At 56.9% G+C, this 16,761-nt stretch carries 14 protein-coding genes and 7 tRNA genes; 1 reads left to right on the top strand and 20 read right to left on the bottom strand.

Annotated elements, in window-relative coordinates; translation table 11 throughout:
- Window positions 1–92 precede the first annotated feature (92 nt).
- From BDE01S_RS00600 to BDE01S_RS00590, 3 genes are all read right to left on the bottom strand, one after another.
- Entirely contained in the window at window positions 93–1,535 is a 1,443-nt protein-coding gene (locus tag BDE01S_RS00600; protein ID WP_066075809.1) for an efflux transporter outer membrane subunit, read from the bottom strand.
- A gap of 62 nt (window positions 1,536–1,597) precedes the next feature.
- Complete coding sequence (locus BDE01S_RS00595; RefSeq protein ID WP_066075806.1) at window positions 1,598–4,780, bottom strand: efflux RND transporter permease subunit; 3,183 nt, start codon at window positions 4,778–4,780, stop codon at window positions 1,598–1,600.
- A gap of 13 nt (window positions 4,781–4,793) precedes the next feature.
- Window positions 4,794–6,077, bottom strand: a complete 1,284-nt coding sequence (locus tag BDE01S_RS00590; RefSeq protein WP_066075803.1) for an efflux RND transporter periplasmic adaptor subunit — start codon at window positions 6,075–6,077, stop codon at window positions 4,794–4,796.
- Between the two features lie 269 nt (window positions 6,078–6,346).
- Between BDE01S_RS00590 and mtrR the strand changes: the two genes are divergently transcribed.
- Complete coding sequence (gene mtrR, locus BDE01S_RS00585) at window positions 6,347–6,982, top strand: multidrug efflux system transcriptional repressor MtrR (protein ID WP_066075801.1); 636 nt, start codon at window positions 6,347–6,349, stop codon at window positions 6,980–6,982.
- A gap of 87 nt (window positions 6,983–7,069) precedes the next feature.
- Here mtrR and BDE01S_RS00580 read toward each other — a convergent pair whose 3' ends face one another.
- The 17 genes from BDE01S_RS00580 to pilV all read right to left on the bottom strand — a co-directional run bounded on the left by BDE01S_RS00580 (window position 7,070) and on the right by pilV (window position 16,757).
- On the bottom strand, window positions 7,070–8,449 hold the full coding sequence (locus tag BDE01S_RS00580; RefSeq protein WP_066075798.1) for an alanine/glycine:cation symporter family protein: 1,380 nt from the start codon (window positions 8,447–8,449) through the stop codon (window positions 7,070–7,072).
- Between the two features lie 461 nt (window positions 8,450–8,910).
- Entirely contained in the window at window positions 8,911–9,402 is a 492-nt protein-coding gene (locus BDE01S_RS00575; protein ID WP_066075858.1) for a phosphatidylglycerophosphatase A family protein, read from the bottom strand.
- A complete protein-coding gene (gene thiL / locus BDE01S_RS00570; RefSeq protein WP_066075796.1) occupies window positions 9,395–10,354 on the bottom strand; it encodes a thiamine-phosphate kinase in 960 nt (319 codons plus the stop codon). The genes BDE01S_RS00575 and thiL overlap by 8 nt, the downstream gene beginning before the upstream one ends.
- Before the next feature lie 91 nt (window positions 10,355–10,445).
- The gene (locus BDE01S_RS00565; RefSeq protein WP_066075791.1) at window positions 10,446–12,002 is read right to left on the bottom strand and encodes a TerC family protein; all 1,557 of its coding nucleotides are present in this window, start codon (window positions 12,000–12,002) and stop codon (window positions 10,446–10,448) included.
- Between the two features lie 246 nt (window positions 12,003–12,248).
- Entirely contained in the window at window positions 12,249–12,533 is a 285-nt protein-coding gene (locus BDE01S_RS00560) for a surface lipoprotein assembly modifier (protein WP_066075788.1), read from the bottom strand.
- A 161-nt stretch (window positions 12,534–12,694) separates the two neighbouring features.
- Window positions 12,695–12,784 (bottom strand) — tRNA-Leu (locus BDE01S_RS00555).
- Between the two features lie 32 nt (window positions 12,785–12,816).
- A tRNA-Cys gene (locus BDE01S_RS11200) sits at window positions 12,817–12,894 on the bottom strand.
- 9 nt (window positions 12,895–12,903) lie between these two features.
- A tRNA-Cys gene (locus tag BDE01S_RS00550) sits at window positions 12,904–12,977 on the bottom strand.
- A gap of 40 nt (window positions 12,978–13,017) precedes the next feature.
- Window positions 13,018–13,093: transfer RNA gene (locus BDE01S_RS00545), tRNA-Gly, on the bottom strand.
- 20 nt (window positions 13,094–13,113) lie between these two features.
- Window positions 13,114–13,189: transfer RNA gene (locus BDE01S_RS00540), tRNA-Gly, on the bottom strand.
- A gap of 25 nt (window positions 13,190–13,214) precedes the next feature.
- Window positions 13,215–13,290, bottom strand: a tRNA-Gly gene (locus tag BDE01S_RS00535).
- A 22-nt stretch (window positions 13,291–13,312) separates the two neighbouring features.
- Window positions 13,313–13,388 (bottom strand) — tRNA-Gly (locus tag BDE01S_RS00530).
- 101 nt (window positions 13,389–13,489) lie between these two features.
- A complete protein-coding gene (gene pgsA, locus BDE01S_RS00525) occupies window positions 13,490–14,053 on the bottom strand; it encodes a CDP-diacylglycerol--glycerol-3-phosphate 3-phosphatidyltransferase (RefSeq protein WP_082790373.1) in 564 nt (187 codons plus the stop codon).
- A gap of 170 nt (window positions 14,054–14,223) precedes the next feature.
- Entirely contained in the window at window positions 14,224–14,685 is a 462-nt protein-coding gene (locus BDE01S_RS00520) for a type IV pilin protein (protein WP_066075785.1), read from the bottom strand.
- Entirely contained in the window at window positions 14,672–15,241 is a 570-nt protein-coding gene (locus BDE01S_RS00515; RefSeq protein ID WP_066075780.1) for a pilus assembly PilX family protein, read from the bottom strand. The genes BDE01S_RS00520 and BDE01S_RS00515 overlap by 14 nt, the downstream gene beginning before the upstream one ends.
- Complete coding sequence (locus tag BDE01S_RS00510) at window positions 15,220–16,161, bottom strand: PilW family protein (protein ID WP_066075777.1); 942 nt, start codon at window positions 16,159–16,161, stop codon at window positions 15,220–15,222. The genes BDE01S_RS00515 and BDE01S_RS00510 overlap by 22 nt, the downstream gene beginning before the upstream one ends.
- Complete coding sequence (pilV, locus tag BDE01S_RS00505) at window positions 16,161–16,757, bottom strand: type IV pilus modification protein PilV (RefSeq protein WP_066075774.1); 597 nt, start codon at window positions 16,755–16,757, stop codon at window positions 16,161–16,163. The genes BDE01S_RS00510 and pilV overlap by 1 nt, the downstream gene beginning before the upstream one ends.
- Window positions 16,758–16,761 lie beyond the last annotated feature (4 nt).

The raw sequence follows: 16,761 nt of genomic DNA, 5'->3' as shown, positions 1-16,761 counted from the left end.
TGGTTTGCGCTACCAAACGGCTCGCCTATGCCACAAAAAAGCCGTCTGAAAACAGCTGTTTTCAGACGGCTTTTGACTTCATATCCGCACCATTAGCGGGCAGAAGCGACAGGCTCGGCCGCATCGCTGCTCAGGCGCTTCATGCCGCCGCCGAGGGCTTTATACAGGTCGGCCATGTTTTCCAGACGGGTGAGCTGGGTGGCCAGTACCTGTGTATCGGCGGCATAGCTGCTGCGCTCGGCATCCAGCAAGTCCAGGGCGCTGGAGACGCCGTGTTTGTAGCGCAGGTTAACCAAGCGCAGCGCATCGGCATAGGCGCGCGACTGCTTGCTTAAAGCGGCATAGCTTTTATCCAGCTGCTCGCGTGCCACCAAGGCATTAGATACGTCTTGGAAGGCGGACTGCACGGCTGCTTCATAGGCAACGATTTGCGCTTGCTGGCGCAGCTTGGCTACATCCAGATTGGCTTGGGTCGTGCCCCAGTTGAAAATCGGCACGCTGACGGACGGGCCGAACGACCAGACGCGGTTCGGGCCTTTAAACAGGTTGCTGAAATCTGCCGAAGCAAAGCCCAGCGAGCCGATTAAGTTGATGCTGGGGAAAAACGCCGCACGCGCCGCGCCGATATTGGCGTTGGCCTGTTTCAGGGCGAATTCTGCCGCACGCACGTCGGGGCGGTTGAGCAATACTTCGGAGCTCAAGCCCGCAGGCAGACGGCTGATTTTAAACTGGCGGCTCAAAGGCAGACCTTGCGGCAAGTCTTCGGGCAGCGGCTGGTTGATTAATACGGCCAAGGCGTTACGGGCGGTTTCACGCGCGCGCACGGCGTTTTCATAATCGGCTTTGGCCGCTTCGATTAAGGCTTCCTGTTGGCGCAAATCGACGGCGGAAATCACGCCGGCTTTATGGCGCAGCTGGGATAAGCCGTAAGTGGCTTCGCGGGTTGCCAATACGCGCTGCGCCAGTGCCATGGCTTCTTCGGCGTAACGCTCGTTGAAATAGGCTTTGGCAACCGATGCCACCAAAGTCAGATGCGCGGCATCACGGTTGGCGGCGCTGTTGAAATAGCCCTGCAGGGCGGCTTCGCTGCTGCTGCGTACGCGGCCGAACAAATCCAGCTCATAGGCGGCTACGCCCAAGCCCACGCTGTAAGACTCGCCGATGCGGGCGTTACCGGTACCGCTCAAATCGGCTGCGGTACGCGCACGGTTGCCGCTGCCTGTGCCGGTCACGCTCGGCAACAGATTGTTGCGCTCAATCATGTATTGCTTGCGGTAGATTTCGGCATTCAATACGGCGCTGCGCAAATCGGTGTTGCGTTCCAGCGCGATATCGATTAAGCGGTGCAGGCGCGGGTCGGCGAAATAGTCCTGCCAGCCCAAAGAGGCGGCCTGAATGCCCGGCCCGGCGGTGTCGTATTTAAACGTGTCGGCCACGGCGACCTTGGGCTGCTCGTATTTGGGCATCAGGGTACAGGCCGATAATACGGCGGCGGCCAGGATGCCTGCTGCCGACTTGAAATTTACATGTTTCATGTTGTGTCCTTGAGGCCGTCTGAAAAACCCGTACGGGCATTTTTCAGACGGCCTTTGCTTGCTTAATGCTTAATTTGATCCTTGCCGCCGGATACGACCGCTTCATGTGCGGCGTGTTCCTGCTGGGCGATTTCCATTTCATGCTGCGAAGGCTTGAAGAACTTACGCACCACGACATAGAACATCGGCACGAGGAATACGGCGAGGAACGTACCCACCAGCATACCCCAGAATACCGCCGTACCGATGGCGCGCTGGCTCGCGGAGCTTGCGCCGGAGGCGATATACATCGGCACCACGCCCAGAATAAAGGCAAACGAGGTCATCAAAATCGGGCGGAAACGCAGGTGTGCGGCTTCGATGGCCGACTCCAGCGCACTCTTGCCCTGCGACTGCAGATCCTTGGCAAACTCGATAATCAAAATCGCGTTTTTCGCACTCAAGCCCATCACCGTCACCATACCGATGGTGAAGTAGATGTCGCGCGAATTGCCGTGCAGCAGTGCGCCGGTGTCCACACCCAAAATACCCAAAGGCACCACCAAAATCACCGCCAGCGGAATCGACCAGCTCTCATACAGCGCAGCCAGTGCCAGGAATACGGCAATACCCGCCAAAGCGTAAATCATGTTGGTTTGCGAAGAGCCTTTGGCTTCCTCGCGGGATTGGCCGTCCCATTCCAGGCTGTAACCGCCGCCCAGCTCGTCCACCATCTTCTGCACTTCGGCCATGGCGTCACCCGTGGATTTGCCCGCAGCCGGTGCGCCGGTAATCGGCATGGCCGGGTAGCCGTTGAAGCGTTGGCTCTGCTCTACGCCGGTCTGCCAGGAAACGCTGGCGATGGTGGAGAGCGGCACGGCTGTGCCCGCGCTGTTGGGCACGGTCAGTTTCAGGATATCTTCGGGCTGCATACGCGCATTGGCGGAGGATTGCACAATCACGCGTTGCAGACGGCCTGCGTTCGGGAAGTCGTTGACGTAAGACGAACCCAAAGCCGTACCCAGCACGCTGTTGATGCTGGCAAAGCTGATGCCTTGCGCTGCGGCGGCTTCGCGGTCGATGCTGATTTTCAGCTGCGGTGCGTCTTCCAAGCCGCTGGCGCGGACGTTGGTCGGGTCGAACATGGCCGCGTTTTGGCGCATTTTGCCGATCAGCTCCTCGCGTTTGGCCAACAATGCGGCGTGGCCGTTGTTGTTGCGGTCCTGCAGGTAGAAAGAGAAGCCGGAATCGTTACCCAATTCCATAATCGGCGGCGGGTTGATGGCGATGGCGAAACCGTCTTTCACCGAGCCCATCAGCGCGCCGGTCAGCTTGCCGGCCACAGATTCCGCGTCGCTGCCCGGGGCTTTGCGCTCCGACCAGTCTTTCAGCATGGCAAAACCCATCGCCATATTCTGACCCGAACCGGAGAAGCTGAAGCCGGAAATGGTCAGGATGTTTTCCACTTCGGGCATGGAGGTGGCGATATTGGTCAGCGTAGCCAGCGTGTTTTCGGTACGCTCTTTGCTCGCACCGGCCGGCAGCTGCACCGACACCATCACAAAACCTTGGTCTTCGTTTGGCAGAAAAGAGGTGGGCAGGCGGCTCATTGCGAAAAACGCCACCGCACCCAAAGCCGCGTAAATCGCAAACATACGGCCGACTTTGCGCAAACCGCGCGCTACGAAGCCTTCGTATTTTTTCGCGCCTTTGTTGAAATTGCGGTTGAACCAGCCGAAGAAGCCTTTTTTCTCCTCATGGTGGCCTTTGGGAATCGGCTTGAGCATGGTGGCGCACAAAGCCGGGGTCAGCGTCAGTGCCAGGAAGGCGGAAAACGCAATCGCCAAAGCCATCGTCAGCGCAAACTGGCGGTAAATATTGCCGCTGGCGCCGCTGAGCATGGAAAGCGGTACGAATACCGAAATCAATACGGCGGTAATACCGATGACTGCGCCGGAAATCTGACCCATGGCCTTCTGGGTAGCCTGCTTCGGCGGCAGCCCTTCTTCGGCCATAATCCGCTCGACGTTTTCCACCACTACAATCGCGTCATCGACCACGATACCGATTACCAGTACCATGGCAAACATGGTCATCACGTTAATCGACATGCCCAGATACGAAATGGCGGCAAACGCGCCCAACAGCGAAATCGGCACCACAATCGTCGGAATCAGCGTATAGCGGATGTTTTGCAGGAATACAAACATCACGATAAACACCAGCACAATCGCTTCCAAGAGCGTGTGAATCACTTTCTCAATCGACAACGCCACGAAAGTGGAAGTGTCGTAAGGCGTACTCCAAGTCACGCCCTCGGGGAAGTATTTTTCCATCTCGGCCATACGGGTTTTGATTTCCGCTGCGGCGGCCATCGCGTTACCCGTGGCGGAGAGCGACACGCCCATGCCGACGGTCGGCTTGCCGTTCAGGCGCGTACCCGACATATAGCTTTCGCTGCCCAAAGACACTTCGGCCACATCCTTCAGATACACGTTGGCACCGGAGCCGGTAGAGCGCACGATGATGTTGCCGAATTCTTCAGCCGTGCTCAGCTGGCCTTGCGCGCTGACGGTCGCCGTAATGGTCTGCCCCTGCACTGCGGGCAGCGCGCCGATGGAGCCGGCGGAAATCTGCGCGTTTTGCGCCTGAATGGCCGCATTCACATCGGCAAACGACAGGTTGTAGTTTTGCAGCTTGGCCGGATCGACCCATACGCGCATAGCGCGTTGCGAACCGAACAGGTTCACGTTACCCACGCCGTCAACCTGTTGCAGTTGCGGCACGATGTTGCGCTGGGCATAGTCGGCCATCTCCTCGGTGGATTTGGTATCGGAAGACAACATCACCACCATCAGGAAGTTGGAACGCGCCTTCGACACAATCACACCGTTTTGCTGCACGGTAGAAGGCAGCAAAGCCGTCACCTCGGAGAGCTTGTTTTGCACGTTTACCTGCGCCAAATCCTCATTGGTGTCGGGCGTAAAGGTCAGCGTTACCGTACCCGAGCCGCTGGAGTCGGCGGAGGTGGTCATGTAGTCCAAGCCGTCCACGCCGTACATATTGCGCTCGATGACCGCCAATACGCTGTCTTCCATCACCTGCGCGGAAGCACCCGGATAAGTCGCCGTCAGCGTAATGGTGGGCGACGCCACCGAAGGATATTGGGAAATCGGCAGGTTTTTAATGCCGATAACCCCTGCAATCATAATAAAGATTGCAATCACCCATGCAAAGATGGGCCGGTTGATAAAAAATTGAGCCATGTCTCGTTAATCCTTACTTCTGTTCCGAAGCAGCTTCTGAAGCGGCGGCGGATGCCGGGGCCGTCTGAACATCGGCTGCGGAGGCGGCTTCGTCGGCAGGTGCCTGTTGCGCCGCTGCCGCAGTTTCAGACGGCGGCGTCCATTCTTTCGGCGTGACCTTTTTCGCACCGGTCATGCCCGCAATCATCGTACCGTCCACAATCACCTTGTCGCCCTCTTGCAGGCCGTCTGTAATAATCCAGTTACTGCCCTGCTGCTGCGCCACGGTCACCACGCGCGGCTCCATACCGCCCTGCGCGTTGACAATCAATACCGTGTCCTTGTCGCCGCGCGTAACCGCCTGCTGCGGCACCACATAAGCATTGGCCACATCGGCCTGATTCATCAATACGCGCACATACAGACCCGGCAACAAGACATTGTCGTCATTCGGAATGGCCGCACGCAGGGTCACCTGACCGGTGGATTCGTTTACCGACGGATCGGCAAACAGCAGGCGGCCTTTCTGACCGTAAACCGTGCCGTCTTCAAATTTGATGTCCACCGCGATACCGCCGTTGACCGCCTGCAGCTTGCCGTCGGCCACAGCCTGGCGCAGCTTCATAATATCGGTGGCCGACTGGGTCACGTTTACATACATCGGATTGGTCTGCTGGATGGTCGCCAGCACAGTCGTATCGCCCGCGCTGACCAGCGTACCTTCGGAAACGTTAGACTGGCCGATAAAGCCGGAAATCGGCGCGGTAATACGGCTGCGGTTCAGGCTGATACCCGCGCTCTTGATGGCTGCTTTGGCCGCTTTCACGCCCGCTTCCGCCGAACGCTTGGCCGTTACCGCCGCATCGTATTCCAAGCGGCTGATGGCATCGGCATCCACCAAAGGCTTATAGCGCGACAAATCGGCATTGGCTTTGGCCAGCGAAGCCTCAGCGGAAGCCAGGTTCGCACGCGCACTTTCCAGCTCCGCCTGATAAGTCGAGCTGTCGATTTGATACAGCGGCTGGCCGGCGCGGACATAGCTGCCCTCTTGGAACAGGCGTTTTTCGATAATGCCGCCGACCTGGGCGCGCACCTCGGCCTTGCGTACCGACTCCAAGCGGCCCGGCAGCTCGGTGGTCAGCGCAACGGTTTGCGGATAAACGGTGACCACGCCGACTTCCGGCGCGTGTTCCTGCTGCTGCCCGGCGGCCTGCTGCTGCGCGGCGGCATCCGAACCTTTTCCGCACGCAGACAATGCCAGGGCAGTGGCGGCGGCTACGGCTGCCAAACGCAGCACTTTAGAGGGATGAAGTGTCATGACGATTCCTGTCTTCATATTCAATGTAAGGGATTTCACAAAACGGTTTGTAAACTTATTACATATTTTCAAAACGTAAACAGGCCTGCGCCCTTACCCCGTTCAGGGCAAAGAAGCAGGCAGTCAACGGTCGAAGCCGCGTAACATTTTGATAAATGATGTGTGTTTTCGGGTTCGCATTATACATACACTATTGCATGGAATGAAGTAATTTTTTATAATTCCGTTATATTTTTACATTTATCTTTTTTATATCCGACAGGCGCGCCATGAGAAAAACCAAAACAGAGGCTTTAAAAACCAAAGAGCACTTGATGCTGGCAGCTTTGGATACCTTCCACCAACGCGGCGTAGCGCGCTCTTCGCTCAACGAAATCGCCCAATCCGCCGGCGTCACGCGCGGCGCGCTCTATTGGCATTTCCGCAATAAAGAAGATTTGTTCGACAGCCTGTTCCAACGCGTCTGCAACGACATCGAAGAATGCATCCAGCACGATTTGGAATGCAGCGACGGCGACCACCTGGCCGCCTTCCGCCTGATGCTGCTAAAATTTTTCGAGCGCATCGAAAACAACAGCATCCATAATAAGTTTTACACCGTATTGTTTATCAAATGCGAGCACACCGAGCAGAATGCGGCTATTGTTGCTCTGATGGAAAAATACCGCCTGCTCTGGCGCGAAAAGCTGAACACCATTCTGCAAAACTGCATCGCCCAACAATCCCTGCCGACCGATTTGGATACGGAAACCACCATCATCTACCTCAAATCCACGGTGGACGGTCTGATTAACCAATGGCTCTCCTCCCCCGTCGGCTTCGAGCTCAACCAAGTTGCCCCGCGCGTCATCGATATCGCGCTGGATAATCTGAAACAGCATACTTTGCTGCGAAAAGCCGTCTGAAAAATACTGCCTTACGCAGACATTTCACAAACCCGAAAACAAAAAAAGCCGTCTGAAAATTCAGACGGCTTTTTCTATCCGACTAGATTAACGCGGTAATTCACCACTCTTAATCTTCTGCTTAAAGTCTTTGGTTTCGCTGACAATCACCTTAGCCAGCAGCAGCAAGGCAATCAAGTTCGGCAGTGCCATCAGGCCGTTGAAGGTATCGGATGCCAGCCATACCAAATCCAGGCTCAATACCGTACCCAACATCACGGAGGCGACGTAGAACAAACGGTACACATTGGCAAAGCCTTCACCGAATACATAAGTCGCACATTTCTCGCCGTAGTAACACCAGCCCAAAATGGTAGAGTAAGCGAAGAAAATCAAACCGATGGTGACCACCAGCCCGCCGATGCCCGGCAGCAGCTTGTCGAAGGTAACGGTGGTCAGCGCCGCGCCGCTCAATTCAGGCTTCACAAATTCGCCGCCCGCACCCAGCAAGCCCATCACCAATACGATACCGGTAATCGAACATACCACGATGGTATCCAAAAACGTACCGGTCATCGATACCAATGCCTGACGCACAGGGTGGTCGGTTTTGGCCGCAGCCGCCGCAATCGGCGCAGAGCCCATACCGGCTTCGTTGGAGAACACGCCGCGTGCCACACCGTAGCGGATAACCGCGCCCAATGCGCCGCCTGCGGCAGCCTGGCCGGTAAACGCGTCAGAGAAAATCAGGTTAACGGCCGGGGCAACCATATCCAAGTTAAAGGCAATAATCGCCAAACCGCCCAATACATACATCACCGCCATCACAGGCACGATGAACGAAGCCGCTTTTGCAATGCCGCGGATGCCGCCCAATACCACAATCGCGGTAAACACGGTCAGCACCACACCGGTGTAGGCGCCGGCAATGCCGAAGCTGGTTTCCACCGCCTGCGCGACCGAGTTGGACTGCACCGAGCTGCCGATGCCGAATGATGCAAACGTGCCGAACAACGCGAAAGCATACGCCATCCATTTCCAGTTTTTACCCAAGCCGTTTTGAATGTAATACATCGGGCCGCCCGACATTTCGCCGCGCTTGTTGGTGACGCGGTATTTCACCGCCAGCACGCCCTCGCCGTATTTGGTGGCCATACCGAAAATAGCGGTAATCCACATCCAGAACACCGCGCCCGGGCCGCCGACCACAACCGCAGTCGCCACGCCGGCGATGTTACCCGTACCGATAGTAGCCGAAAGCGCCGTCATCAACGCGCCGAAGTGGGAAATATCGCCCTCTTCTTTGCCGTTGTCCGGCCGTTTGTGGCTCGGCATAAACGCCTGCTTGAGCGCATAGCCCAGCATGCTGAACTGCAAGCCTTTCAGCAGAAAAGTCAAAACCACGCCCGTGCCGACAATCAGCACCAGCATCGGCGGGCCCCATACCCAGCCGCTCACAACGTCGAAGAATGATTTTAACGACTCCATTATTCTCTCCTGGTTTGCTTCTAATATGTTTGCATTTCAGCATAAGGCGTTAAAAAATGCAATGGAATAGTAAGCATCAAAACGCACCGCAAGCCGATTTTGCATAAAAATTTCAATAATCATTTGAAAATTAAAAATAAATAATTTTTCAAAATCCCAACATACGGCGCACACTCCTCAAAATAATCGGCAAATTGTAAGCAATATACGCAAACAGGCCGTCTGAAAAACGCTTTTTCAGACGGCCTGTTTCTTTGCAAAAAACCGAAACGCTCAGCGACGTCATTCCCGCGCAGGCAGGAATCCACCGATGGAATAACATAACTTATTTTAAAACAAAATGTTGCTTAATATTTGAAGTGGATTCCCGCCTGCGCGGGGGGGAGCGAAGCGGACTTGCGTAGCTAATGACGGCAATCAGGATTTCCGTTAGAAGTTTTACGATATCGTTATAGTCAGCCTCACCCCAGCATCCACCCCGCCAGCCCCAATACCGCCAAGCTCATCAGCGCGGCAATCAAATCGTCCAGCATAATGCCCAAACCGCCGTGGATGCGGGCATCAAACCACTTAATCGGCCACGGTTTGAGCGCGTCAAACAAACGGAATACCGCAAACGCGGCCAGCCACCAGCCCCAGCTAAGCGGTACAAACGCCAGCACCAGCAGCATGGCGACGATTTCGTCCCACACAATACCGCCGTAATCCTGCACGCCCAACGCCCGCTCGGCTTCATTGCAGATGCGGATGCCCCATACAAACAATACGGCGCACAGCAGCGCCATCGGCCAGCCGCCCAGCCCCACGCCGTGCAATATCCAGGCCAGCGGCAGCGCGGGCAGCGTGCCGAACGTGCCCGGTGCGACGGGTGCCAGCCCGCTGCCGAAGCCGAATGCCAAAAAACACAGCGGCCGCTGCCGCAGCCAATGCCAATCAGGTTTAAAGTCAGCCAAAATGATCAAACCCCAAAGAAGTCAAAGTAATGTCTTGATGCGCGGCATCCACAATCTGCAAACCGCCGCTGCCGTTTATCCGCCCGACCCGCGTCACCTGCGTGCCCGCAGCTTCCGCCGCCACCGATACCGCTTCCCGATGCTCGGGCGCGGCGGTAAACACCAGCTCGTAATCATCGCCGCCCGCCAAAGTATAGGCCAGCCACTGCGCCCTGCCCAAATGCTGCTTCAAGGCCGGCAGCGTCGGCAGACTGTCCGCCCACAGCTCCGCACCCACGCCCGAAGCCTTCAAAATATGGCCGATGTCCTGCGCCAGGCCGTCTGAAATATCCTGCGCGGCACGGGCAACAGGCAACAGCGCCCGCCCCAAAGCCACGCGCGGTATCGGACGCAGCAGCGCGGCTTCGCACTCGGGCGCGGCTTCGGGCGGCAGCACGCAGTTTTTCAGACGGCTGTTTAAGGCCGCCGCCGCCAAACCCACCCGGCCCGACACCCAAATATCGTCTCCTACCTGCGCCGCATCACGCCGCAGCCCCTGCCCTTGCGGCAGCTCGCCGATAATGGTGACGTTAAACACCAAATCGCCGCGCGTGGTATCGCCGCCGATTAAGGCCACGCCGTGTTGCGCTGCCAATGCAAACAGGCTGTCGCAAAAGTGCGCCAGCCACGCTTCGTCCAACTCGGGCAGCGCCGCACTCAGCAACACCCAGCGCGGGCGCGCGCCCATTGCCGCCATATCGGAAAGGTTGACGGCCAACACTTTCCAAGCCAAATCTTCCGGCGCAACATCAGCAAAAAAATGCCGACCCTTCAGCAACATATCACTGCTGAAACACAAATCGTATCCCGGCTGCGGCCGCACGATGGCGGCATCATCACCTATGCCCAGCACCACATCACTGTCCGACGGCTGCCGCTGCAGATAGCGCCGGATAAAGTCAAATTCGTTCATGATACGCCCTCCGTATGCCTGCGGCGCAGCCGCTGATGCAGCGCAGGCCGTCTGAAAAACGTGTTTTCAGACGGCCTGTATCGGTATGCTGTTACTCTTCCGGCAGCTTGGTGATTTTCACCCGCTCGATGCGCTGCCCTTCTTTTTCGATGACTTCAAAGCGCCAGCCGTGGTAATCGGCAAAATCGCCGACATCGGGGATGCTTTGCAGCTCTTCCATAATCAGGCCGGCGACGGTGTGGAAGTCGGCGTCCTCGCCCTGCGGCGGCAGGTTCAGCTGCGGCATCAGCTCGACGTATTCCAGCGCGCCGTCCACCGTCAGGCTTTGGTCTTCGTTTTCCTGCACGGCCGATTCTTCCTCGCGCTCGAATTCTTCCGGAAACTCGCCGGCGATGCTTTCAAACAAATCTTTCATGGTTACCATGCCCAAAACCGCGCCGAATTCATCCACCACCAGCGCGTAATCGGCGCTGCTTTGGCGGAACAGTTCAATCGCGTTGAGCGCGGTGGTGCTGTCGGGCAGCACCAGCGGCTGGCGCAAGGCCGTCTGAATATTCATCTCGCCGCTGCTTAAAAACTGCGCCAGCAAGTCTTTTTTGTTCACATAGCCCAAAGGCTCGTCCACCCCGGCTTTGCCCACCACCAGCAGGCGGCTGAACGGTGTGTTTTGCAGCTGGGCATTTTGCTCTTCTTTGCTTTGGGAAATATCCAGCCGCTCGATGTCGCGGCGCGGAATCATCACGCCCATAATCGGCCGCTCGGCCAGAGTCAGCACGCTGCGGATCATGGATTTTTCGTTTTCCTCAAAATGCGCGTCGTCGGCGGCTTCATTGCCCGCTTTGGCCAGCACGCTTTCGCGGATGCCCATCATGCCGAGCACGTTTTCGGCGGTGCGTTTGCGCCACGAGCTGCTGATGTAGTCGTTTTTGCGGCTGTTTTTCTGCGATACCTGATTGAACACTTCAATCAAAATCGAGAAACCGATAGCGGCATACAGATAGCCTTTCGGGATATGGAAGTGGAAGGCTTCGGCCAGCAGACTGAAACCGATCATCAGCAGGAAGCCCAGGCAGAGCATTACCACGGTCGGGTGTTTGTCCACAAACGCCGTGAGCGGTTTGCTGGCGGTAATCATCACCGCCATTGCCACGGCCACCGCCGCCATCGCAACCACGATGTGGTCCACCATTGCCACGGCGGTAATCACCGAGTCGATGGAGAACACGGCATCCAAAATCAAAATCTGCAACACCACGCCCCAAAACGGCGCGTGTTTTTTATGGTTGTCGGCCACGGCAAATTGGTTGTGCCCTTCCAAACGCTCATGCAGCTCGGTGGTGGCCTTATACAGCAGGAAGATACCGCCGGCAAACATAATCAAATCTTTGCCCGATACGCTCAAGCTGCCCAAATGGAACAGCGGCTGCGTCAGCGTCATAATGTGCGCCATAAAGCCCAGCATGATGATGCGGATCAGCACCGCCAGCCCCAAGCCGACAATCCGCGCCTTATCGCGCAGCGCGGGCTTGACCTTGTTGGCCAAAATCGCTACAAACACCAAGTTGTCGATACCCAAAACCACTTCAAGTATCAGCAGCGTTACAAAGCCAATCCAGGTATGCGGATCGGCCAACCAACTGAAATCCATTTTACTTTCCTATAAACGTGAAAAAGCAGCCTGACGGTCGGTGGCGTCGGGCTGCCGGAAATCGGGCATATGCGTAGGGCTTTGTATCAAACTACTCTGCTCTGCGTCTTTCATAAAAGGAATATGCCCTGTAATCATAACGCGTTAAGTGTAACAGCTTCGCGGCAATCTGGCAAAGGCCGTCTGAAAATGCGTCCGCATACTTCAATTGATGCCTTTTTTCAGACGGCCCGGGTTCACATTTCCCTAAAACTGCTTGGAAATATCGATAAACACCTTATGCTCGGCAAAGCGGTAGTAGAAATGGTTGCTGCCCACGCGCGTCCATGTCCAGTTCACACGCGGGGTCAGCCCTTTCCATGACAATTTGGGATGCGATACCGACAGGCGCGTGAAATATTCCGGGTGCTCCGCTACTAATTCACGCAGCTGCCGCACAGCGGCTTTATCGTCCCGGTCTGCCTGCGCCAACACGGCTTGGGTATAGCGCGCCAATACCGTATCTTGGTTCTGCTCGGGTAGGCAGGCCATTGTTTTGAAAATCTTTTATTCGGGCAAATTTTCTTTATCTTTGCTGTATTAAAAATGCAACACCGTTTACGACACGCATAAAAAAGCCGCCCTTTTCAGACGGCCGATACGAAAAAGACCGCTTCATGCGGTCTCATCAACATTTTATATTTTGGGGTGCGTGGTGCCCGGAGCCGGAATCGAACCGGCACGGGGTGTTTAGCCCCGACGGATTTTAAGTCCGTTGTGTCTACCTATTTCACCATCCGGGCTCTTGCTTTTCCCAGTCGAAAAACAAGCAAACTGGAGGCGGGGGCGCGGATTTGAACCGGCCTGCATAAAGGTTGCACCCCTTATGGCATAAACACTCTGCCACCCCGCCGTGAGAAAGTGGAGGCGAGAGTCGGAATCGAACCGGCGTCGACGGATTTGCAATCCGCTGCATAACCACTTTGCTATCTCGCCAAACTGAAAGCTGCTTTACGGATAAAGCATGCTGCTGACTTGGAGCGGGAAACGAGTCTCGAACTCGCGACCTCAACCTTGGCAAGGTTGCGCTCTACCAACTGAGCTATTCCCGCGTGTGCAAATGCCGGGCTAATGGAGCGGGAAACGAGTCTCGAACTCGCGACCTCAACCTTGGCAAGGTTGCGCTCTACCAACTGAGCTATTCCCGCATTAGGATGACATTTGACGATAAACTGGAGCGGGAAACGAGTCTCGAACTCGCGACCTCAACCTTGGCAAGGTTGCGCTCTACCAACTGAGCTATTCCCGCATTAGGGCTGTCGAATTCCGGATGGAGCGGGAAACGAGTCTCGAACTCGCGACCTCAACCTTGGCAAGGTTGCGCTCTACCAACTGAGCTATTCCCGCCCGGATTCAATCTCAATTACTTCTGCGAAGTAACGAAGCGGCTATTATTATGGATTTGCCTGAACACGTCAAGCACTTTATGGCACTTTTTTGAAAATTTCTCAATTAAATTCTTTCCAGGCCATTTTGAGATAGTAAAACATCGACCAGATGGTCAATACGGATGCGATAAACATCAATATGTTACCGATCAGCACCAAATCGAAGCCGTAAAAATCTTCCAAACCGGCCAAAAGCAGTAAAATAGCCACCATCTGCGCGGCGGTTTTCAGCTTGCCTATGGTGGCCACGGCCACGCTGCTGCGCTTGCCCATCTGCGCCATCCATTCGCGCAGAGCTGAGATGGTAATTTCCCGCCCGATGATAATCATGGCGAAAATAACATAGGTGCGGTTCAGGCTGACCAGCAGCAGCAGCGCCACCGCCACCATCAGCTTGTCGGCCACGGGGTCGAGAAACGCGCCGAAGTCGGACGTCTGCTTCCACAGCCGCGCCAAAAATCCGTCGAACCAATCGGTGACCGCCGCTATGGCAAAAATCGCGGCGGCCAGCCAGTTGACGGTTTGCGTATCCACCCAGCCTGCGGGCAGATAAAACAGGGCGGTAAAGACCGGTATCAGCAAAACGCGCAGCCAAGTCAGCAAGATGGGGATGTTGCAAGGCATGGTATGACCTTTTATCGAAAGGCGGCCGAAACGGCGCCGCAAAACCGGTTTGATTATAACGGATTTATCCGGCGCTCGGAAACCGCCCGATGCCGTCTGAAAAATGCACCTATTTATATTGAACATATAACGCAGCAAAGCGCACACGCCGTATGCTTTATCTTGTCCGACTATATACGGCGGCAGGCGGTATGCTCGCCCGCTTCCCGCCGACGCGCGGCCGCAGCAGTGTCGCAGCGGTAAATTCCGCCCGCTCCGTCTGCCCACAGCGCCGCTGCGCCGTTTTCAGACGGCAAGGCATACAGATAATGGCGCGTCCGCCCGCCGTCCGACACTAACTCGACTTCGTAGCGGTAGCGGCTGCCTGCGGGCGATGCGGCCTGCAGGCTTGCGGCCAGCGACTGCATACGCGCATCCCATTCGGCTGCGGTTTGCGACGGCTCGCGCAGGCGCATGGCGGCTACCGACTGGTTCAAACTGCCCAAATCCAACGCAGCCTGCGCTTCATAGCCTTTATTGATATGGCTTTGATAGCTCTGCACGGCAAATACGGCCAGCAGGCCGACGATGGCTAAAGCCAGCAGCATTTCCACCAAAGTAAAGCCTTGCACGCCGAATTTAGTTGCCCGCATTTGCGCCCACCCTTACATACGATTGCACCACCACCGCCGTATTGGCAATCCTGCCCCGGCCTTGCGCGCTGACCCGATAAACGGCTTCGCCGGTTTCGGCATCAAAGCGGATAAACTCAATCAGATAGCGCGGGTCTTTATTGGTATTCAAGCCGCCGACATTATATCTTCGACTGCGGTTATCCAAACACAAGGCATTACCGCAGCGGCGCGATACAGCGGGTACGGTCGGCGCGCCTTCAATCACAATATCGTTTCTGCCCGCAGGCGCGGACGAGCCGACTGCGGTACACAATCCGTCCGCACAATCGGCGGTAAAAACCGCCCCTTCCCTATCCAGGGTGACCGCCCGCCGCTCACCCTCACGCAAAGCGGCTTCGGCCAAAGAAGCGGCGAATTTCCGGTCGGCATCGTTGGCACTGATGCGCTGCTCCGTGTTGTAGGACTGCACGGCAGCCACCACAAACAGAGCCACCACCATCATCACCGCCAACACCATAAACAGCACAAAACCCTGCTGCCGCTGCGGGGCATTTACCAGACGCGGTTGGCGCATGCATTCCCTCCTTTGATGCCGACTTCGATGGCGGGCACATCTACTATACCTATACCGCCCGCTTCCGAGGCGATATTGCCGCCGTTAAGGCTGATGCGTATCAGCGCGGGCGTGCGCGCCGGGTTGGCCGTGGCCGTATAAACGAATGTTTCGCTCGGATTGCTGCCTGCGGGGCAGTTTTCCACATACAGATAAGCTAGCGACCATGATGCCGCATTGGCGACCAAAAGCTGCGGGCTGCCCCAGCGGCCGTTGTCGTCCAAGCCGAAGCGGTACAGCCCCTGCTCGCCGTTCAGGCTGCCCACCGCATAAGCAGCGGGGGTATAGCGCATCACCGATACTTCGCCGTCGGCGCGTGTGTCCGCCAATCTTAAAGCCGCGCGGATTGCCGCAGCATTCGGCAGATTTTCAGACGGCCTGAACAGATAGCGGCAGCTGCTGTACAGCGCCGCGCCCGCCGCAACATCTTGGCCGGGCGCATACAGCGTGCCCGAAGGTGTGCCGTATTGGAACACCAGCACGCTGCCCGACGAGCTGAAGCCGCTGATGCCCAAGGCCGCCGCGCTGCCCAATACCTTAACGGGCTGCACGCCCGCCTGCCCTGCCGCCGTTAAGGCTTGGGCATGATCGGGCGCGCTGTCTTCCAGCACATCGCCGCGTACGGCTTTGGCGGTATCGAAGCAGCCGAACGCGCCGGCCTGCCGTGCGTCCTGCGCCAGCAAAGCCGCCGCGCGGCGCACATCCTGCTGCACCGCCGCGCGCGCATTGGCCGCCTGGTTCATATTCCGCATGGCGGTATAGCCCGATGTAGCCGCCACCAGCACAATCATGCCCAGTGCGCCGGCCACCAGAAATTCCATCAGCGTAAAGCCGCGCGAAGCCGGTTTAGGCGGCAGATAAGTGATTTTGCGCTGCGTCATTATTCCGCCATCCTGATTTGAAACGTGTAATACGTCTGCCCGTCTGCCGAACGCAGGCCGCCCTCGGCATCCGAGCCGGGCAGCCAGGCCACTTTAATCGCTGTCATACCGGCGCGGTTGTTGCAGCGCGGATTGAACGTACCGCCGTTGAGCGTCGGCTCGTTGCCCGAGGTGTCGCGGCACACGGCGTAATACACCGTACTTTCGGGCAAAGCGGCGGCCAGGCTGTTTTGAAAACGGCATAATTGGGCGGCCGCCAGCTGCGTTTTATCCATACGCGCCGCATAATCGCCGCGACAGGCCGCCGCCCGCCCGCTGCCATAATAATGCCGGAAAGATTTGCCCGGCAGGCTGTTGCCCGCTGCGGTCAGCACGGGATTGGCCGCCATGCCCGCCGACAGGTTTTGCACAATCAGCGAAACGGCGCTTTCGCCCTCGGCCTCGCGCACGCCCGACACCGCCCGGGTTTGTACCGACAGCAAAGCCAATACGCCGATCAGCAAAATGGCGGAAGCCACCAGCACTTCAATCAGCGTCACGCCCTGCTGGCGTTTTTTCAGACGGCCTGCCGCCGCTTTTCCGCTTGGATTGGCCATTCGC

Source organism: Bergeriella denitrificans NBRC 102155, from assembly GCF_001592185.1.
Lineage (GTDB): Bacteria > Pseudomonadota > Gammaproteobacteria > Burkholderiales > Neisseriaceae > Neisseria > Neisseria denitrificans.
Note: the sequence above shows the minus strand (reverse complement) of the source record. Positions and strands in the feature narration are given on the sequence as shown.